General features: G+C 39.5%; 20 protein-coding genes. All 20 read left to right on the top strand.

The window, feature by feature from the left end; genetic code table 11:
* The first annotated feature begins 30 nt into the window (after positions 1 to 30).
* The 20 genes from ULO1_RS11565 (at position 31) to ULO1_RS11470 (ending at position 18,396) form a co-directional block, all read left to right on the top strand.
* Positions 31 to 375 carry a YraN family protein gene (locus ULO1_RS11565; RefSeq protein WP_078664361.1) on the top strand — a complete coding sequence of 115 codons (345 nt, stop codon included), beginning with the start codon at positions 31 to 33 and terminating at the stop codon, positions 373 to 375.
* A gap of 79 nt (positions 376 to 454) precedes the next feature.
* Positions 455 to 1,288, top strand: a complete 834-nt coding sequence (locus ULO1_RS11560) for an HDOD domain-containing protein (RefSeq protein WP_159071863.1) — start codon at positions 455 to 457, stop codon at positions 1,286 to 1,288.
* Between the two features lie 89 nt (positions 1,289 to 1,377).
* Positions 1,378 to 2,883: a YifB family Mg chelatase-like AAA ATPase gene (locus tag ULO1_RS11555; RefSeq protein ID WP_079906829.1), complete on the top strand. Its 1,506-nt coding sequence runs from the start codon at positions 1,378 to 1,380 to the stop codon at positions 2,881 to 2,883.
* Between the two features lie 54 nt (positions 2,884 to 2,937).
* The gene (locus ULO1_RS11550; RefSeq protein WP_078664364.1) at positions 2,938 to 3,099 is read left to right on the top strand and encodes a sporulation peptidase YabG; all 162 of its coding nucleotides are present in this window, start codon (positions 2,938 to 2,940) and stop codon (positions 3,097 to 3,099) included.
* A gap of 97 nt (positions 3,100 to 3,196) precedes the next feature.
* Positions 3,197 to 4,477 (top strand): histidine kinase, encoded by a 1,281-nt coding sequence (locus tag ULO1_RS11545; RefSeq protein WP_159446897.1) that lies wholly within the window; start codon positions 3,197 to 3,199, stop codon positions 4,475 to 4,477.
* A complete protein-coding gene (locus tag ULO1_RS11540) occupies positions 4,446 to 5,117 on the top strand; it encodes a response regulator transcription factor (RefSeq protein WP_079906833.1) in 672 nt (223 codons plus the stop codon). Before ULO1_RS11545 ends, ULO1_RS11540 begins: the two co-directional genes overlap by 32 nt.
* A 193-nt stretch (positions 5,118 to 5,310) precedes the next feature.
* Positions 5,311 to 5,508: a hypothetical protein gene (locus ULO1_RS11535; RefSeq protein WP_078664367.1), complete on the top strand. Its 198-nt coding sequence runs from the start codon at positions 5,311 to 5,313 to the stop codon at positions 5,506 to 5,508.
* An 11-nt stretch (positions 5,509 to 5,519) separates the two neighbouring features.
* Positions 5,520 to 6,050: a ubiquinol-cytochrome c reductase iron-sulfur subunit gene (locus tag ULO1_RS11530; RefSeq protein WP_159446577.1), complete on the top strand. Its 531-nt coding sequence runs from the start codon at positions 5,520 to 5,522 to the stop codon at positions 6,048 to 6,050.
* An 8-nt stretch (positions 6,051 to 6,058) separates the two neighbouring features.
* Positions 6,059 to 6,709, top strand: coding sequence for a cytochrome b N-terminal domain-containing protein (locus ULO1_RS11525; protein ID WP_078664369.1), 651 nt, complete (start codon positions 6,059 to 6,061; stop codon positions 6,707 to 6,709).
* Between the two features lie 25 nt (positions 6,710 to 6,734).
* Positions 6,735 to 8,240 carry a c-type cytochrome gene (locus ULO1_RS11520; protein WP_079933638.1) on the top strand — a complete coding sequence of 502 codons (1,506 nt, stop codon included), beginning with the start codon at positions 6,735 to 6,737 and terminating at the stop codon, positions 8,238 to 8,240.
* A 9-nt stretch (positions 8,241 to 8,249) separates the two neighbouring features.
* Positions 8,250 to 9,314: a hypothetical protein gene (locus ULO1_RS11515; RefSeq protein ID WP_078664371.1), complete on the top strand. Its 1,065-nt coding sequence runs from the start codon at positions 8,250 to 8,252 to the stop codon at positions 9,312 to 9,314.
* A gap of 75 nt (positions 9,315 to 9,389) precedes the next feature.
* Positions 9,390 to 10,370, top strand: coding sequence for a cytochrome c3 family protein (locus ULO1_RS11510; protein WP_078664372.1), 981 nt, complete (start codon positions 9,390 to 9,392; stop codon positions 10,368 to 10,370).
* Positions 10,371 to 10,375: 5 nt separating this feature from the next.
* Positions 10,376 to 11,023, top strand: coding sequence for a lipopolysaccharide assembly protein LapB (locus tag ULO1_RS11505; protein ID WP_079906840.1), 648 nt, complete (start codon positions 10,376 to 10,378; stop codon positions 11,021 to 11,023).
* An 11-nt stretch (positions 11,024 to 11,034) separates the two neighbouring features.
* On the top strand, positions 11,035 to 11,973 hold the full coding sequence (locus ULO1_RS11500; RefSeq protein ID WP_079906841.1) for a hypothetical protein: 939 nt from the start codon (positions 11,035 to 11,037) through the stop codon (positions 11,971 to 11,973).
* Positions 11,974 to 12,154: 181 nt separating this feature from the next.
* The gene (locus ULO1_RS11495) at positions 12,155 to 13,936 is read left to right on the top strand and encodes a cytochrome c3 family protein (RefSeq protein WP_159071867.1); all 1,782 of its coding nucleotides are present in this window, start codon (positions 12,155 to 12,157) and stop codon (positions 13,934 to 13,936) included.
* 56 nt (positions 13,937 to 13,992) lie between these two features.
* Positions 13,993 to 14,913 (top strand): hypothetical protein, encoded by a 921-nt coding sequence (locus ULO1_RS11490; RefSeq protein WP_143325459.1) that lies wholly within the window; start codon positions 13,993 to 13,995, stop codon positions 14,911 to 14,913.
* On the top strand, positions 14,910 to 16,373 hold the full coding sequence (locus ULO1_RS11485) for a cytochrome c3 family protein (RefSeq protein WP_079933636.1): 1,464 nt from the start codon (positions 14,910 to 14,912) through the stop codon (positions 16,371 to 16,373). Before ULO1_RS11490 ends, ULO1_RS11485 begins: the two co-directional genes overlap by 4 nt.
* A gap of 15 nt (positions 16,374 to 16,388) precedes the next feature.
* On the top strand, positions 16,389 to 17,297 hold the full coding sequence (locus ULO1_RS11480) for a hypothetical protein (RefSeq protein WP_078664378.1): 909 nt from the start codon (positions 16,389 to 16,391) through the stop codon (positions 17,295 to 17,297).
* 1 nt (position 17,298) lies between these two features.
* Positions 17,299 to 18,081 (top strand): cytochrome c biogenesis protein CcsA, encoded by a 783-nt coding sequence (ccsA, locus tag ULO1_RS11475; protein ID WP_079906847.1) that lies wholly within the window; start codon positions 17,299 to 17,301, stop codon positions 18,079 to 18,081.
* 129 nt (positions 18,082 to 18,210) lie between these two features.
* The gene (locus ULO1_RS11470) at positions 18,211 to 18,396 is read left to right on the top strand and encodes a hypothetical protein (RefSeq protein ID WP_078664380.1); all 186 of its coding nucleotides are present in this window, start codon (positions 18,211 to 18,213) and stop codon (positions 18,394 to 18,396) included.
* Positions 18,397 to 18,844: the final 448 nt, after the last annotated feature.

Genomic DNA, 18,844 nt, shown 5'->3' with positions numbered 1-18,844 from the left:
CAGTTGAGGCCGGCTATTTTAGGTGAGAATATGAAAAAAAAGGAGCTAGGTAACTTAGGCGAAGAAATAGCGGCTCAATATTTAGCACAGCAAGGGTACAAGATAATTGCTAGAAACCTAAAACTAAAAAAGGGAGAGGTCGATATATTATGCAAAGATTCCGAAAACAACTTAGTCCTGGTTGAAGTAAAAACTTGTTCAAAATTTTCGCCTGTACCCGCTATTGAAAATATAACTAGGGTTAAAAAAAATAGATTACGTCGTCTATGGCAAGAATTGACCAGCATTTATAATTGTGATAATGGATATATAATGGCCATTGCAATATACTATGAGGGGCATGAGACTAATATAATGGCGTATATCCTTGATTAAGAAAGGATTTCAGAGAATTATGTCGAATAAAAAAATTAACCGATGATTTGCGAGGAATTACATACAGGAGGAGAAGAAGTTGGCAAAAATCAGTTTAGAGCAGTTAATAAAAGCAGTAGAGGATATACCGCCGTTACCTCTTACCGTTACAAAAGCTCTTCAGGTTATAGATAATCCTAATTCCGGCCCAAGGGACTTAGCAAATATCATTGGCTCAGACCAGGCAATGACAGTAACACTGCTAAAGTATGCCAACTCAGCATTTTATGGTCTATCAAGACGCGTAAGTACTATTAATGAAGCGATAGTAATTATGGGGTTTGCCGCAATTAGATCCCTTTTAATGAGTTTTGCCCTTTCCAAGACATTAAATCGTGAAATAAAAGGCTATGCTATGCCCCAGGGAGAAATATGGAAACATGCATTATACTGTGGCAATATTTCACGGCACATTGCCAAGAAAATTAAATATCCACAACCAGAAGAGGCATTTGTTGCAGGGCTTATACATGATATAGGAAAAGTAGTATTAAATGAATTTATTTTTGAAGATTACCAACAAGTTTTACAAAAAGTAGAAACGGAACAAAAGCCTTTTGTGGAAGTAGAAAAGGAAATATTGGGTTATAGCCACGCAGAAGCTGGGGCGCTTTTAGGCGAGAAGTGGAAACTGCCTCAGAATATTGTTGAGACCATTGCCTATCACCATCAGCCTAAGGATCATACTAATAAATTGGTTCATATAGTTCATTTGGCTGATGCTCTGTGTCTGATGTTAGGGATAGGTTTGGGCATAGATGGACTATATTATTCTATAAATGAGACATCTTTGCAGCTTTTAAATTTGAAGTCTGAGCAAGTCGAACTGCTAATTGCAGAGATTGATGGTAATGCAGAAATTCCTCTCCCGTAGGTTCGAATTTTTTTTCGAACCTTTTTTGTTTCTCAAGCAGGAAATTTCAAGCTAGTGTAGAACATAAGTTCTTGGGAGGGGAAGAAAAAATGTTCGTTAAAGTTAAAAGTGTCGGTATATATGGTTTGGATATTTATCCGTTATTGGTGGAGGTGGATGTTCAACGGGGATTGCCAAGTTTTGAAATTGTAGGTCTGCCAGATAAAGCAGTAAAAGAAGCCAGGGAGAGAGTGCGAAGTGCCATTAAAAATTGTGGTTGGCAGTTCCCATTGGCAAGAATTACAGTTAACCTATCACCAGCCAGTATAAAAAAAGCTGGGCCCTTTTATGATTTACCCATAGCAATAGGAATTTTACTGGCTTCACAACAGCTTTGCTTGCCAGAAAAAGTTCTAGAGCAGACCTATTTTATGGGGGAATTGTCCCTGAATGGAGAAATAAGACAGGTGAAAGGAATTTATGCTGCCGCTCTCATGTTGTCTGAACTGGAAAATAATTGCTATTTATGCTCAGCTGTGAAGAGTGCTGTTGAGGCCAGTGCTGCGGGAATTATTTTTTATGGTTTAACTACTCTAAAAGATCTAATAGACCTAAGCGAAAATAAATTGAGGCCAAAGAAAATTTTGCCGTCATTTTCAACATCTCTAAATAATCCGGACAACGGTTTATTTGAAGAGATCTATGGTCAGGAGCAGGCAAAATATGCTGTTCAAATTGCTGCTGCGGGAGGCCATCATTTACTTCTACAGGGACCACCAGGAGTTGGTAAAACTATGCTAGCCAGATTATTAGCGCAATTGTTACCACCACTGACTACTCATGAACAAAAGGAAGTTAATCGTATTTATAGTCTTGCCGGTATTGAAAGAACTTTCTTAGATAATTGCCGTCCTTTTCGAGCTCCTCATCATACCGCCAGTAAAGCAATAATTATTGGTAGTCCCAGAAGGCAGATGCCTGGAGAAATTACTTTAGCTCATCGAGGAGTATTATTTTTGGATGAAATTGCTGAATTCTCTAGAGATGTGCTGGAATCTTTACGGCAACCGCTAGAAGAAGGAAAAATCAGCCTTGGTCTGGTTCAGCAGAAACTGGAATTTCCGTCGGTTTTTCAGCTAGTAGCGGCAATGAACCAATGTCCATGTGGAAAAGATAAGACCGAGTGTAAGTGTTCGCCAGCTCAGGTCGAAAGATATCGATATAAATTATCAGGTCCCATTCTAGATAGAATTGATCTAAAGGTTGAGCTTTTTCGTCCAACCTATAAAGAAATAAAATCAACATCAGTTTTTAATAAAGGTAAAGTAAAACAGCAAATTGTCCATGCGAAGGAAATACAAATGAAAAGATATGGTGTTAGACATCTTAATAATGCTAATGTTTCTCTAAGCATTTTTCGTGAAAAAGCGGAGATTTCTGAATCAGCTCTGGAGTTGCTGGATTACGCTTATGAAAAATTTAAGATGACAATGCGCAGTTATTGGCGTGTTTTTCGAGTAGCCCGGACAATTGCAGATTTGGCAGATAGCTTACTAATCAAGGAAGAGCATATGGCAATAGCATTACAGTATAGAATTTTAAACGAAAATAACTGAAGATTATGGCATTTACCTTTATCACCTGCATATAATATCAGGGGGTGAAGGTAAATGCGAACTGGTTTTAAAGTCAAGAGAAAATCCTATGGGATGGATGTGGTTTTTCGGGTTATTCATATTTGCCAATATGAGCGCATTGCTATTCTTGAGGCTGAAGATAGTGACAAAAAGTTTTTCGCTGATGCCCCGTTAGAAGATTTAGTAATCATATAGCTAACTGAACCTGTCGTTGACAGGTTTTAATTTTTTAAAAGGAATTGTAAATCATATGTCGAATAAAAATTTGTATAAAGCTGAGAGGAGGGAAAGGATGCAGGAGTTACGTAAAATGCGGATCTGGTTTGTGTCAGTAACAGCTATATTTGTCGGAGCTTTTGAATATATCCGTCATTACCCTTTACATGAAACATTGGAAGAAATATTTCCCGGGTGGCAGGAAAACTTTTTTTCTGTACTATTCTTAATGATTGGAGTAATGTTATTATCCAACCATATTTTCGTAAAATTAAAAAAGGTAAGTGAAAGTTTGAGCAAAATCGTTCAGACTTCACCTGATGCCATTATTTTTATTGACGGTAACCAGAAAATAGATATGTTAAATCCAGCTGCGTTAAAAATGCTTGGGATTGATGATAATAAGCAGGTGCAGCTAAAAATTCATTGTTCGAATATTTTAAACTGTCAAAATGAGAAAAAAGAGAAGTTGTGTAACTCAGAGGAATGCCCTTTTAACTGTACGAAGAACAGTGAAAATCGCATATGTAGAAAAGAGATATATATTAGCGACTCAAATGGAATAAATATTCCAGTGGAAGTAAGCTGTGCTAAACTGAAAGAAGATAAAGTATTTAATGGTTGTGTTTTTATTATTAGAGACATGAGAGATCGAAAACGCAAAGAGGCCTTAGAAAAACAGCGAATTAGTGAAAAAGCCATTGCTGAAGAGCGCTATCGTCTTGCCCGAGAAATTCATGATGGTTTGGCGCAAGGATTAGGATATTTGAATTTGAAAATGAGAACATTAATTGCGACTTGTAGAAAACAAGGATATAATTCTATACTGAGTGAGATGGAAGAATTGATTGCTATAATCAGTGATCTATATCAGGAAACCAGGCTTGCAATCAGAAATTTAAATAGCACAAAACTAATAACTAACGGACTTAATTCATATATTGAAAGTTATCTTTCCAATTTTGCCAGACAGCAAAATATTATGGTAGACTATAAGTGGGTTTCCTCAGGAATAATTAATAATGCTGAAACGGAAATGCATATATTAAGAATTGTTCAAGAAGCATTAAACAATATCCGTAAGCATTCCGGTGCAACGGAAGTAAAGATACTATTAGAAGAAAATGATGGCCACTGGCTCTTAGAAATATATGATAATGGTTGTGGTTTTGAGATAGAGAAAGTGGATCGAGATAAGCATTTTGGACTAAATAATATGATAGACAGAGCTAAAATCATTAAGGCTGATTTTCAAATTTATTCAGGAGAGCAGGGAACCACTATAAAGTTGATCATACCTAAACTAAGCCAGGAGGGCGACTTTGATGGAAAAAATTTTGAAAATACTGCTGGTTGATGATCACAACCTTTTCCGCAGAGGAATCAAAAGTATTATTGAATCCCATCCCGCTTTAAAGGTAATTGGAGAGGCAAGTAATGGTAAGGATGCAATTAAAAAAGCCCATGAACTAAAGCCGGATCTAATATTGATGGATATTAATATGCCAGAAATGAATGGTCTTGAAGCCACAAAAGTTCTTATTGCTCAAAATGTTGCTGCAAAAATAATAATCCTTACTGTCGAGGAAGAAGATGAAATTCTCTTTGATGCGATAAAACATGGTGCTAGTGGATATTTGCTAAAAAATCTTGAACCTGAACAGTTAATAAATTATTTATTAGAGACAAGTAACGGAATTGTGCCTATATCTCCACACCTGGCAACCAAGATTATACATGAATTTGCGCGCTTATCCCAGTACAGACAGGAGCATAAAGGGGATAATGAATCTACCGAGCCCAGGAAAGAGTTATCTTTAAGGGAAAAAGAGGTTTTAAGAATGGTGGCACAAGGTTATACAAATAAAGAAATAGGTGCTGCTCTATGTATCTCAGAGAATACAGTCCGCAATCATTTGAGAAATATCCTGGAAAAGTTACACCTGGAAAATAGAGTACAAGCTGCAGCCTTTGCTACCAGGGAAGGGTTAATTTAATTTAGTCCAACCAGACCAGCGAGAAGCTGGTCTTTTGGTTTTTTTGGACGAATGTCAATTTTCTGAATAGTATTATTTTGGTCGTAAATTAGTCTATTTCGGCCATGTAGTTTTTCGACCACTATTGTTAAAATTTTTTTAGAGACATAAAAATTCAGAATATTACGTACCATCAAAGGGAAGGAGTGGGTGAATGGAGACATTATTGTTGATATTAATGTTAGCCATATCTATCCTGATTAGCTGGATTTTAGTTGGACGTAAGGAACCTGAAGCCGGATCAATGAAGAAATATTTATTTCTGGCTATTGGCTATGGTGTTGCTAATGGTGCTATCTTTGCTGGAGCAATAGCTCTTATTAATTTATTGCAATACCATACACTGAAATGAGGAGGATTGTAATGGAAGAACAAAAGGAAATTTTTCATGCTGAAGTAAGTGACGAAATGGACGAAATCAGTCGCCGTAAGTTTTTAATAACCATGCTCGGTTTAACAGGGTCAGCAATTGCTTTGAGTCTGGCCACCCCATTAGCCGGATATGCATTAGCTCCGGCGATGAAGAAAGAGAAAGTGGAATTTATCGAGATAGGGAGTATCGCAAATTTCAAGACAGGGGAACCAATTAAAGTGGATTTCGAATTCACAAAGAAGGATGGCTGGGTAGAAACCAAACAAAAACGCTCGGTGTGGGTAGTAAAAAAAGATGAAAATAATATAACTGTATTTTCGCCTAACTGTACCCACCTGGGATGCGGATACAACTGGGACGCAGCCAGCAAACAATTCAAGTGTCCTTGCCATGGGGCAGTATTCAGTATGGATGGTGAAATAGTTGCGGGACCTCCCCCACGCCCATTAGATCGCTATGAAACTAAAATTGCTGATGGTAAATTGCTAATTGGGAAGCTAATCCAGGCTGAGGAGGCTTAAAACAGGTGATGACAGAAAGAATATATAACTGGATAGACGAAAGGCTACAAATCAAAGATCAAATCAAGGAAATACTGGACCATCCTGTTCCTCCACACGTGAACTTTTTATACTGTTTTGGAGGAATAACCTTTGTTTTAATTATGTTGCAGGTGATCACCGGTATTTTCCTGACTATGTATTATGTACCATCTCCTGACCACGCCTATGCTAGTGTTGAGTATATAAGTAAGGAAGTGGCTTTCGGCCGGCTAATTCGAGGAATGCATCGTATTGGTAGTTCTGGAGTTGTCATAATGGTAGTTGTACATCTCTTGCGAGTTTATTTCCACGGGGCTTACAAAAAGCCGCGGGAACTGAACTGGATGGTGGGTGTTGGGTTACTGCTCATCGTCCTAACTTTTGGGTTTACAGGTTACCTGTTGCCCTGGGACCAGAAAGCTTACTGGGCTACTGTGGTTGGAACTAAAATGGCTGGTTCAGTTCCAGTTATTGGCGAATTTGTTCTGAAGGCGCTGAGAGGCGGCAATGACCTGGGAGCGGTAACTCTGACACGCTTTTATTCACTGCATATCTGGTTCTTGCCCGGGGTTCTCTTTGCATTACTGGGGGCTCATTTCTTTATGATTAGAAAACAAGGGATTTCCGGTCCCCTATAAGATTCCAGTTTAAGGAGGCAGAAGAATGGCTGATCTAAAACAACACGGGAAAGGGGAGCCCTTTTTTCCTGGCCATATCCTCAAAGAAGCCGTGGTTATGTTATTAACGATAATTATTGTAATGTTTCTGGCTGTAACCATTGATTTGCCCAATGAATCTGTAGCTGACCCCACAGATACGTCTTACATCCCTCGTCCAGAGTGGTATTTCCTTTTTCTCTTTCAATTTTTGAAGTATTTCCCGGGTAGTATGGAAGTTGTTGCTGCCGTTCTTTTCCCGGCTGCTTTCATTGGTTTGTTATTATTCCTGCCTTTCCTGGACAAGAATCCGGCCCGTCATCCTAAAAAACGGCCACTGGCTACTTCATCGGCAATAGTAACAATGGTAGGAATTATAGTTCTGACTATACTGGGGATGGATGATGGAAGTAAAAATACCCAGCATACCATAACCTTCTTTGAAAAATGGAAATATGGTGTTATTATCGCCATTATCTTTATTAACTACATTGTTACCTGGATGCTGGTAAGCAAAAATTCACCAGTCAAAGATTCGGCAGCTAAAGCTATTACCGCTTCTGTACTGGCAGTATTAAGTATTATAGCAATCTCAACCGTAGTAGTTTTTTCGGCCTTGGAGCCGAACCAGGTTAAGGCTGCTGCCGGAGAAGGCAACCCCGGTAAAGATGTGTTGCTGGCAAAGTGTACATCCTGTCATAAATTTGAGGGACAGGGTGCTGATTTTGCCCCTGATTTAAGTAAAGGTCCCAAGAAATATAAAGGCAGTGAAGAAATAGCTAAGTTCCTTAAAGATCCTGCTTCGGTAGGCTCGGGTATGCCTAAACAACAATTGACTGACGATGAAATTAAGCAATTAGCTGATTTTCTGGCCAGTTTACAGGGAGCTGATGCAGGTAGCAGTTCTGGAGCGGCAGTTGAAACGTCCGGCTCCCCTAATAATGGTGGTGGAGGCAATGCTGACAAAGGTAAATCAGCTGTTGAAACCAACTGTATTGGTTGTCATGCTGTCAATGGCAAAGGTGGCACAGCAGGTCCGGATTTGGCCAAGGTAGTAGCTAATTATGACGAAAACAAGCTCAAGGAATTCCTGAATAATCCATCAGCTGTTAAACCTGGTACGCCAATGCCCAAGTTGCCGCTTGCTGAAGAAGATCTCAACAATATCGTTACCTATTTAATGAGTCTGAAAGGAACAAATAAAACTGATACTGCGCAGCCATCAAACAATATCCCAAGTGGCAATGCGCAACCATTGAGTCAGGAAAAAACTTTTGAGTTTGCCATAAAGACCATCGAAGCTAATAGCTGTAAGTCTTGCCACAAAATCAAAGGGGATGGAGGAAGTTTTGCACCTGATTTATCCAAAGTCGGCAGCTATCGTGACAAGGATTATATTGTTAAATTCCTCACAAATCCCAAGGCTGTTAATCCCAATACACAGATGCCCACAGTACCCCTCTCTAAAGAAGAGATCAATGCAGTGGCTTCTTATCTTGCCAGTTTGAAGTAGGTGGAGCAGATGCTGTGGAAGGAAATAAAAGCCTGGAGCCATGAGCATTGGAAACATTTTATTCTGATTCTGGTGATTACGCTGGTATTATCCTTCGCTACCACCTATGAATTGCAAAAATTGGTAGCGCCAAAACTCTGCAGCAGCTGCCACGAGGGGTTATCAGTGGCTCAAGCAATGCAGAAGGGTAATCATGCCCGCTTCAAGTGTGAACAGTGCCACCGCGAGACAGGCATTGGTATCAGTTTGATTCCCAAAACAAACATCATACCGGATAGTGTGCAGGGTAAAATTCCAGTTGATAAAGAAATTTGCCTTGAGTGTCACGCAATTGAAAACCGTCAGGTTACACCACGAATACCTATTAAGGTGCCACATAAGGAGCACCTGGCTAAAGGTATTCAGTGTGTGCAATGTCATATTGGAGTTGTTCATGGACAAAGACCATCTCGCGGTGCAGGAGTTGTCACTTTTAAAGGCCCTGCAATGCCAACTTGTATCAAGTGTCACCTCGAAAGAGGAGTACCTACTAACTGCTCATGGTGTCATCTACAGGATTTAAAACCCCAGTCCCATCAAGATAGAAATAAATGGGTCTGGAAAGGGGAGCATGGCTTGATGGCTCAGAAAGACGTGGGGGTCTGCGAGATGTGCCATGCTTATACCAAAGACAGAGCTGTAAATATGGGCAATAATAACAAACCAGCTGAGTTCGCTCGTAGCAATGCTTTCTGTTCAGGATGTCACATAAATAAACCACCCAGCCATACCGAAATTTGGCCAATTGTGCATAAGCAACAGGCAATACCTAACCGGGCAGCCTGTCTGGTTTGTCATAATGAAAATAAACCTGATCCGTCGGAACGAATTACCCAGAGAATTTATTGTTTCAAGTGCCACAAACCAAGGGATGGGATACAGGGGAATATTACCAATCACCCAACCAACTGGCGAAAACTTCATCCAAATGTAGTTAAGTCAATTGGGATCGTGGAAGGTAAATGTTTTAATTGTCATGCAAGTAACCATTGTGCTAAATGTCATAGGGCCTATAACATTCATCAAATTAACTGAAAGATCGGCAGGTAGACGGGAGGGGAATAAATCCCTTCCCCCTCCTCCCTTCCGAAAGGAAAGGACTAGAGGTTAATGGCCGTAAAAGAACTGCTAATAGTTGTTCTGATCGGGCTGATAATTGTGGGAATATTTGTTAATATTTATCAGCTTGACCTGAAAGAATTTTTCCTCGAAAGCTTATTGGGACTGGTGTCACCAAATAAATATGCGGAAGTAGAAAGCAAAAAAAACTTAATTAATCGCATTCCACGAGAGTTTAAGGTGTGCCTGGACTGCCACGATACGCTTGTGCAAAAACTGCAGGAAAAAAACACTCATCTTCCGGCAGTAATGGGTCAATGCGGAGTTTGTCATGTTGTAACTGGCCATCCTGGAGCCAGTGCTCAGTACACTTTACCTTTAAATGAATTATGTTTTACCTGCCATAATCGGATCTGGGATAAACAAAATCAATATCAACACAGACCTTTTGAGCTGGGCAAATGTGCGGATTGTCATGATCCCCATGGTTCTCCAAATCAATATAATCTGCGCCTGGTACCGCAGTTATTGTGCAATACCTGTCATAATATGGGGATTAGATATGGTAAATACAAAGTTCAGCATCCGCCGTTTGCAACTAACCAGTGTCTCGGTTGTCATTATCCTCACAGCTCACCTTATCCCAAAAACCTCAGAGCTCCAGTAAACGAGCTCTGTAACACCTGTCACTTTGCTACATTGCCGGGCCAATACGCACTTGTTAAACATCCTCCTTTTCGGGATGGACGCTGCATTGAGTGTCATCATCCCCATGCTTCGGATAATATGCGAATGTTAAGAAAGCCCATCCCATACCTGTGCTTGAATTGTCACGATAATGAAAGGCAAATCGGCTGGTATAAAAAAATGCATCCTTATGGCGAGAAGTTTCCAGATCGCGCTGAAGGAGGTAGCGTCACTTGTTTAAGTTGCCATCATCCCCATGGTACTGGTAATCCCAGGATGTGGCGACGACCTGGAAATTACCTGTGTTTTGGATGTCATCGCAATAAAATGGAGCCGATGAGGTGAAAAATATGGACTTACAGCCTCAAGAAAACATTATTCCGCTAAACCGCGCAATCATCTATTTGACCATTCTCATAATAACCGGTCTGTTAGTATTCTATTCTATTGGTAAATTTCTGTTCTGGAACAAACCAGAATTCCAGTCCAAAACCGAATATGATCTCGCAGTTGCCATGGAAAATGTAAAAAAATATCCGCAAAACGCGCTATTACGGGTTGAACTGGGCTGGGCCTTTGCACAGGCCGGTAATTATGATCGGGCCCTGGAAGAATACCAGAATGCTTTAAAAATTGATAAGAAGAACGTTGCAGCTAAATATAATATGGCCTTGATTTATCTGCAAAAAAATCAAGATCAAAAAGCGGTTAAATTACTCGAAGAACTTATCAAGGAAAGGCCAGCCTTTACAGAAGCCAGACTTACACTGGGCGAATACTACCTGCAGACTAAAAAGTATGATGATGCTTTAAAGCATTTTCATTTTGTGCTAAAGGCTAACCCAGGCACAGTAGACTATATCTATTTGATAGGTCAAGCGTTAGAGGGTAAAGGCAAAATAAAAGAAGCAATCCAGCAATATGAGCTGGCTTTGCGATATGTGCCTGATTTTCAACCAGCTAAGGAAGCCCTGGAAAAGTTGAAGGCCAAAAAATAGGGGGCACTATTATGGACAAGAAAAAATTTAAGCAATTATCGCTGGCAAGTCTAATAATTTTATTGCTGGTCTTTGCCTATTTTTACTGGCAAAAAACAGACCCCCTGGAAACCATACCTGTAGGCGATATAAGTGAACCTCCCAAATATGTTTTGTCTATGTATGGGGACAAAAAGTATTCTTTAGAACAACCTTTAGGTATAACAGTTTATGACAATGAGGTTTTTGTCTCTGACTCGGACGCAGGTAGAGTGTTGGTCTTTGATCAGAATGGTAAGTTATTGAGGATTATTGGAGAAAAAGACAAAAAGCTTAGAAATCCTTATGGTCTGGCAATTCACGCTGGAAAGCTTTATGTGGCTGACGGAGGACTGGCAAGAATCGCAATCTTTACTGTCCAGGGAGATTTCAAGGGGTACTGGCTTCCCAAGGAGGAGAATCGAATTAATGTGCCTGCGACGATATATGTAGATGACAATAGAATAGTAATCAGCGATTTGGTTCGCAGCGGTATATATGTTTTTGATCATCAAGGTAACCTGAAATTAGCTTTTGGCGGCAAAGGTACAGAAAAAGGCTTCTTAAATAAACCCCACGGCTTTGTAATTAATGAGCGGGGAGAATTTATTGTGGCTGATAGTAACAATAATAGAGTGCAGATTTTTGATAACAAAGGGAAATTTATCAAAATTCTTGGTGAGAATGAAAGCAATAAAGGAGAAATATTGACCCCAAGAGGCATCACCCAGGACGAACAGGGTAATATCTATGTCGTCTCCGGTCTGGAAAACAGAGTTTATGTTTTTGATAAAAATGGAAAATTTAGATTTAATTTTAACGAGACCGCTAATGGTGATACTTTAGGCTTGCCCAGTGGAATCGCCTACTCAGGACGTAAAGTCTATGTAACAGAATATGCCAATAAGCGGGTAAGTGTATTTAAGTATTAAATGAGCCTGTAAGGCAGATGCCTTACAATATAAAAATAAAGGGGTGATGGGTTAAATGTCTATTTTAAAAAAGAGAGGAGGACCTATATTGAAAGGGCGCTGGTTGACCCAAATATCATTAATTGGATCTCTGCTTTTATTCAGCGCTCAAGCAGCTTACGCTTTACCAACAACTCCACCATTGGCCAGTACTACCCTTAGCAGCGCGGCCAGTGCTGGAGGAACTACGATCACTGTTACCAGTACCACTAATATTGATGTTGGCGATGTACTGGTCCTTGACCAAGGCGTAATTGGCAAGGAAGAACGGGTGCGAGTAGCTGGTATAGCTGGAACTACTATAACCATAGCCGGAGCAAGTAATGGTTACAAGTTACAGTACAGTCATAATAGTGGTGCTACTGTAGTAGAAATTGATACTGTTGGTTTGACCAATGCCAATCCCAATACTCCTGCTACTACTTATGAACACGATCCGGGAGATCCTGATAATTTCCAAGGGGTGATGGATCCTAATTTCAATAACAATTTACCGGTCACCAGTGGGCCTCACGGTCGTTATACCACCAATACCAATGGTTGTGGACGCTGCCATCAATTACACCAAGCTAAAAGTATAAGATTAATCAGGTTTGATACAGCTGCAGCTCAAAACCCAATTTATGGAGTTTGTACTTATTGCCATAGTTTTAATGGGCAAAGTACCTATGATGTTAAAGATGGTATGATCTGGGATACCAACAATGGCTATCGCTATGCTACTAATGGTGGTGGTTTTGAACGCATGCTGGTGGTTGAGGGGCCGGCACAAGTAGCTACTGTAGTAAAAGTATCGGCTAAACACCGAGTAAATGAACAAGCAACTATAAATACCGATGGCTCAATTTCTTATGTAAAGTTTAATGCCCCTGGAGGTTACCAGGAAACAAACGGTCACGTGGAATTGCGTTGTTCAAGTTGTCATCAGCCCCACGGAACTTCTAACAGCCGTCTGCTGGTAACCAGAATACAAACAGCAGATACCAGTGGGAACCCCATCTGGCGTGATACATCTACTTCTGGAACTAAAGTAGTAATTAAGGTAAATAACCCTTTTAGTGATGAAAAAACAGAATACAACGAAGAAATTGCTACTTTCTGCGGCGCGTGCCACTATGACTATCTTTCCAGCAATGCTTCACAGAAAAGTGGATATTATATGCCCAATTATTATCGCCACAAGATGAAAATGGGACCCAATTCAGGTTTAAATGACATTAACACAAATGATGGTACTTTTGGTTATAATTCCAGTAAATTGGTTTTACCGCTGGCCAGCATCGGAAATGATGGTACTAGCACCGGAGCTGCCAATACTGTTATATGTTTGACCTGTCATTACGCCCATGGGACCTTTGTGCAGGTAACTGGAATAAAGACTTATGACCAGATCCAGCTTAATAGTAATACTAATCTAAATACAGTTAATGGCTATGAATCTCCCAAAAACCTGAGGATGGATAACAGGGGAGTCTGCCAGAACTGTCACAACAGAACAAAGAGTACAGTAAAACCGGTACTGGTGCAGGTTTTAGATCCTGCTCAAGATGGTTCAAAAGAATATGGTCAGACTGGTTCGTTGCTACCTGGTAAAGCTGTTTCACCCACTGCTAATACCATTCTAATCCGCTTCGACCAGTACATGTGGAGGGATAAAACCGATCCGACTGGTGTTGCTGGTAGTGTTGAAAACACTGGACATTACAAGGTGACAGACATGACAGCTAGCCAGAATATTTCTGTAACATCTGCTACTCTGCAGCCCGATGGACGTACTGTACTGTTAACTCTCGGCTCTAGTCTTACTCCTGGTAACCAGATTAAAGTCGAACTGCAAGCGATTGGTGCTACCAATATTAAAGACCTGAACTTTAATGAGGTAAACCCGGCAGATACGAATAATATTGTAACTTTCACTAAATAATTAGGCGCGGGGAATCTAGCATGATTCCCCGCTCGACCTTCTTCTGGGGTGGGAAAATGGCCAGAAAAATTAGCTGTTTCTTATTTGCTGTTGTTTTTTTTCTAGGAATTGGAGCATATTATTTCTCTCACGATTATTCATTATCTTATTCTAGTCCTGCAAGAAAAACGATTTATCATTTTTGGCCATCTGGTAATAATAGAATGCTTAATCAACCATTGGATGTAGCTAAGACAGGTAACGATTTATACTGGATTGCTGAAAGTACAAACCAGCGGCTTAGTGCCGTCAATAATAACGGCACAATAGTAAAAGTTATAAACTTAGAGGGAAATTTCGCCCCTGGGAGTATTTGGTGGCAAAACAACCATCTTTATGTTTGTGATTTAAATAGTAATCAAATACTGATATTAGATAAAAATGGAAATTTGATCAATCGTCTATTTTTATCAACAAATGGGGCTATAGTTAAACCTGTTTTTATTACAGGAGACAACCAAGAGCGATTATTTGTGGCTGATGTTTTTTACCATCAGGTAATTGTTTTGGATAACCTGGGTAATATCATTCAGAAAATCGCTAAGCCGGGCCATGAAAAAGGCCAGGTCTATTATCCTTACGGTATCGCTTATGATCAAGGGAACAAACGAATTTATGTCAGCGATTTTGGCAACCAGGAAGTAGATATTTTCGATATAAATGGCAGTTGGCTAGGGGATATCCCCACCTTAAGAGGCAAGCAAATACGCGGTCTGGCATGGGATGAGCGCCGCGATTTGCTTTGGGCCGTCGACATTTTTAATCATTCTGTTTTAATCTTAAATAAGGAATATAAAATTGTTGAACAAATTAATGAGCTGTCAACTGGCCAGTTCTTATATTTCCCAAATAGCGTAAGGGTTTTCGGTAACGAAGTACTAATTGCAGACAAAGAAAATAACCGGATAGTACAGAGGATTGAGGTCGATAGAAAATGAAAAAATTTTTTCAGATTATCTTATTGTTTTTTTTCTCATTTTTACCCATAATTCCGGTTATGGCAGCCCCTGACTATCCATTAATTATAAATTACAGGCCCCTGGCAGGAGATCAAGGGGCAGGCATTGATACCGTTAAATCCCCTATTACTATTACCTTTGACCGGCCTATGAATGCTGCTACAATTAATACAAGTACTTTTTATCTCAAGGATAGTAATAATAATTTACTAAATACAACTGTCACTTATGATAGTAATACCAGGGTGGCTACCCTGACATTAAATCCTGCATCAACAAAATTGAATACTAATCAAGTCTATACTGTTTTTGTTATTGGCGGAGTTTCTGGGATTAAAGATAGCAATAATAATCCACTTCCAGGAAATTTTCAATGGTCTTTTGCGACAGGAACTTCGGATTATTTTGTGCCTCATCGCAATTATTCTACCAGTACTGCAAAATGTGGAATATGTCACCAACTGCACCAGGCACCGGAGTATCGACTGGTGCGTAACAGTTCTACTTCAACTCTTTGCTTTACTTGTCATGATGGATCTGCCAGCAATTATAATATTAAATCACTTTTTGCAGCTGGCACCATTTCCTTTCACCCGGTGGCAGGCATATCTTTGGCTGGTAATTCTGATAAACTGAGATGTGTTGATTGCCATAACCCTCATAATGTTAATGATAACCGTCCCCTTGCGCCAGCTGCTTCAGGTGCTTTGTCTTATAGCCGCGGAGTTGCACCACCTGCGCGGCCAGCCTGGAGTCAGGTCGCAGAAGGGGACTGGAATTATAAAATAAGTATTTCGTATCAATACGAACTATGTTATCGCTGTCACTCAACCTGGGATCCAGCCAACCCAACCCATGCTGCTTTAACTTTACGGGATATTGCCAGGGAATTTAATCCTAATAATAAGGCTTTTCATCCAGTAGAAGCAGATAGTCCCAACACAAAGGGAATTTTTGTTTCCGGCTATTCCGCAAGTACCAGGATCTTCTGTACTGATTGTCATGGCTCTCCGGTTTCAGGTGCAGCCAGAGGACCTCATGGCTCTACAAATGTTAAGATTTTAAAAGGACTTTATGATAATAATACAGGAACTGGAAACAGCCAGCATTTATGTTTTCGCTGTCATAATTATAACGCTTATGCCCAAAGAGATCCTTACAGAGATTCAAATCTCACAGGATTTTATAATAGTAATAGAGGCAATCTGCATGCTTATCACACGGATAAATTAAACAGCATTCGCTGCCAGTATTGTCATTCTGCGGTAGTACACGGTCTTAATAGCAATAAACACCTGATTCTGAACACCAGTTTGGAATCCAATCCCTACAAAAGTAGTATTGCCAAAATTACTTACTATCAAGAAAGTAGTGGTAACTATAGTGCAAATAACTGCCGGGTTAATGATACTAATCTTTGCAGTGCACATTCAAATTAATGGAGAGTAATTAGTATGTTAAGAGTATTATCCAGTATCCGATTAGCTAATTTAATCATATTAGTTTATTGTATTTTCTTGATTATCGCTATGCTTAAACCTGAAAAGAAGCTGCTGGATTCTATTTGGTTTTTTATTTTAGGGATATTGTTTTTTTTCAATCTTACAGCCTGTACCCTTAAACAATTGGTTAATTATCGTAAAAACAAAATTGGCTTAGCGCTCTTTCATATTGGACTAGTATTAGTCCTTTTGGGAAATGGTATCAATTTTTTCTGGGGAAAAGAAGGTATTTTACAACTGGGGATTGGACAAACCAGGATTGTTGATAAAAGCAATTTATTAAATTATCGGGAGGGCAAATTTGCTTCCCCGTGGGAAGGGGATTTAGAAATCACGCTCCAAGATATAAAAGTAGAAATGGATCAGGGTAAACCTAAAGTTAAGTATGGAAATTTACTGGTAGTAAACAGGAAAAACAACGCCATAGCTCAGATACCTTTTGATTATGTAAATTCATTTCAGTCAAACGGCCTTTATTTCTGGCCTTTGGAAAGAGGCTATGCTCCTGTATTAGAGTTAACGGATGAACTGATTCACTGGAGTCTACAAACTAAAAAATTAAATAACCAGGAAGTGTACGAAGGAAATTTAAAAACTGGTGATTTAGACCTAAAAGGCCAGCTGAAAGAGCAAAAATTGATTTTAATCTATCAACAAGGAAAAGAAACAAAAGAGAAAGTTTTAAGTCAAGGACAAACAGTATTCATTAATGGACAACAAATTAAATGGCTTGAAACCTCATACTGGCTGGCGTTTTCTGTTAAATACCAGCCAGGCAATAGTATAATCTGGCCAGGAACTCTCTTGCTGATTATTGGTAGCGCCTATCATTATCTACCACTGCTTTGGAAGAAGGGATAACATGTTTAAACTTCAAGTAATAAATTTATGGACAAGCGTTAGTTTCTATGGTGTCGCCTTTGTTTTTTGGGTTGTTCACAGCTACTGGTATAAACCCATTCTGCTTAGGTTTAGTAATTATTCAGGTATAATCGGCTTTGTTTTTCATACTATAGCGTTAATTCTACGCTGGATAGAGGTTAATCATGGCCCCTATCATAATTTTTATGAAGTATTAATTTCTGACATGTGGGTAGCCTTATTGTTTTTCGGTATTTTAAGCTATAAGTTACCTGAACTAAAAAACGGCGCCCTTATCGTATATCCTTTGGCTATGGTAGTTATAGCTTATGCTGTCTTCCAAACCCCCCAGCAAACAGAACTTCCACCTTCATATGCTACTTACTGGCTGATCATACATGTGCTCTTTGCTAAACTGTCCTATGGTTCCTGTTTGCTTTCGGCTGTAGCTGCTGCTCTATATCTGCGTGAAAGAAAAGAGATTTTCGAGAAATGGCAATATCGGCTTGCAGGTATAGGATTCTTTAACCTTGCTGTAATGATTGCTTCAGGAGCAGTTTGGGCATATAAAGCCTGGGGGCGTTTCTGGGGCTGGGATCCCATCGAGACCTGGGCTTTGATCTCCTGGCTTGTGTACGGATTGTACTTACATTTATGGAGAACGCAAAACTGGCGTGGCAAAAAATCAGCCTGGTTGGCTATTATCAGTTTCTTATTCGTAATCCTGGCATTTTTCTGCCTTAAATTTCTATATCCTTCTGTTCACGAAAATCTCAGCATATAGAATATTTAGTTCATCTGGAGCAAAAAGATTACCCTCCGGGGTAGTCTTTTTTTGGCACAATCAGAGGATGGTAGAACTGCCAGAATTGTCACTATAATTGAAATAAGAGAAATAAAAGGGGGAAATAGCATGGATTGGTCAACTTTAATGGCCCATATGTATGGAACAGTTATTAGCGGAGTTATGTTTGCTGCAGGTATATATTTTTTCTTTGGATTAAGTGGAAAAACTTCCTTTGGTTATAAAGCTTTTGGAGCGGTTATGAGTAGTCTGGGAGGGTTGCTCTTTTTGCTGACCTTAATTCCTGCATTTTAATGCCAAGGAGGTTACATCAGCAAATGTCCATAGTATGCAAATGCGGATATGAACATTATGATGAATCCAAAATCATTAAACGACGCGATCCAATCACAAATCAGGTACGCCCAGTTTGTAAAATATGCGGGAGAAGAGTTTTTTTTAAGTCTGTTAATCCTGCTCAATATAAGAGAATGTTAAGATCTATCCAGACATAGGATAGGTCTTTTTTTTACCCTAAATGGTAGAGCGAAAGGCAAAAAGTTTTATATGAATAGCAATTCAGTGCAAAACTTAAATGTAGCTAAATGTTTTAGTTAACAAATATTCATGTTTTTGAGCAGTTTAGTGACTATCTCTGTTTTTTCCCGGGATTTTTCTCGTCGAATTTTAGGGGCTGGCTTATAATATGACTAAACAATTCAGTATTTGGAAAGGAGGTAATTTGAGGCCAGGAGCCCGTAGC

The organism is Carboxydocella sp. ULO1 (assembly GCF_002049255.1).
Classification (GTDB): domain Bacteria; phylum Bacillota.
Note: the sequence above shows the minus strand (reverse complement) of the source record. Positions and strands in the feature narration are given on the sequence as shown.

What these genes read in the sequence shown, in the direction of transcription:
- ULO1_RS11565 (WP_078664361.1), top strand. Translation starts at nt 31, where the DNA reads ATGAAAAAAAAGGAGCTAGGTAACTTAGGCGAAGAAATAGCGGCTCAA.
- ULO1_RS11555 (WP_079906829.1), top strand. Translation starts at nt 1,378, where the DNA reads ATGTTCGTTAAAGTTAAAAGTGTCGGTATATATGGTTTGGATATTTAT.
- ULO1_RS11550 (WP_078664364.1), top strand. Translation starts at nt 2,938, where the DNA reads ATGCGAACTGGTTTTAAAGTCAAGAGAAAATCCTATGGGATGGATGTG.
- ULO1_RS11545 (WP_159446897.1), top strand. Translation starts at nt 3,197, where the DNA reads ATGCAGGAGTTACGTAAAATGCGGATCTGGTTTGTGTCAGTAACAGCT.
- ULO1_RS11540 (WP_079906833.1), top strand. Translation starts at nt 4,446, where the DNA reads ATGGAAAAAATTTTGAAAATACTGCTGGTTGATGATCACAACCTTTTC.
- ULO1_RS11535 (WP_078664367.1), top strand. Translation starts at nt 5,311, where the DNA reads ATGGAGACATTATTGTTGATATTAATGTTAGCCATATCTATCCTGATT.
- ULO1_RS11530 (WP_159446577.1), top strand. Translation starts at nt 5,520, where the DNA reads ATGGAAGAACAAAAGGAAATTTTTCATGCTGAAGTAAGTGACGAAATG.
- ULO1_RS11525 (WP_078664369.1), top strand. Translation starts at nt 6,059, where the DNA reads ATGACAGAAAGAATATATAACTGGATAGACGAAAGGCTACAAATCAAA.
- ULO1_RS11520 (WP_079933638.1), top strand. Translation starts at nt 6,735, where the DNA reads ATGGCTGATCTAAAACAACACGGGAAAGGGGAGCCCTTTTTTCCTGGC.
- ULO1_RS11515 (WP_078664371.1), top strand. Translation starts at nt 8,250, where the DNA reads ATGCTGTGGAAGGAAATAAAAGCCTGGAGCCATGAGCATTGGAAACAT.
- ULO1_RS11510 (WP_078664372.1), top strand. Translation starts at nt 9,390, where the DNA reads ATGGCCGTAAAAGAACTGCTAATAGTTGTTCTGATCGGGCTGATAATT.
- ULO1_RS11505 (WP_079906840.1), top strand. Translation starts at nt 10,376, where the DNA reads ATGGACTTACAGCCTCAAGAAAACATTATTCCGCTAAACCGCGCAATC.
- ULO1_RS11500 (WP_079906841.1), top strand. Translation starts at nt 11,035, where the DNA reads ATGGACAAGAAAAAATTTAAGCAATTATCGCTGGCAAGTCTAATAATT.
- ULO1_RS11490 (WP_143325459.1), top strand. Translation starts at nt 13,993, where the DNA reads ATGGCCAGAAAAATTAGCTGTTTCTTATTTGCTGTTGTTTTTTTTCTA.
- ULO1_RS11485 (WP_079933636.1), top strand. Translation starts at nt 14,910, where the DNA reads ATGAAAAAATTTTTTCAGATTATCTTATTGTTTTTTTTCTCATTTTTA.
- ULO1_RS11480 (WP_078664378.1), top strand. Translation starts at nt 16,389, where the DNA reads ATGTTAAGAGTATTATCCAGTATCCGATTAGCTAATTTAATCATATTA.
- ccsA (WP_079906847.1), top strand. Translation starts at nt 17,299, where the DNA reads ATGTTTAAACTTCAAGTAATAAATTTATGGACAAGCGTTAGTTTCTAT.
- ULO1_RS11470 (WP_078664380.1), top strand. Translation starts at nt 18,211, where the DNA reads ATGGATTGGTCAACTTTAATGGCCCATATGTATGGAACAGTTATTAGC.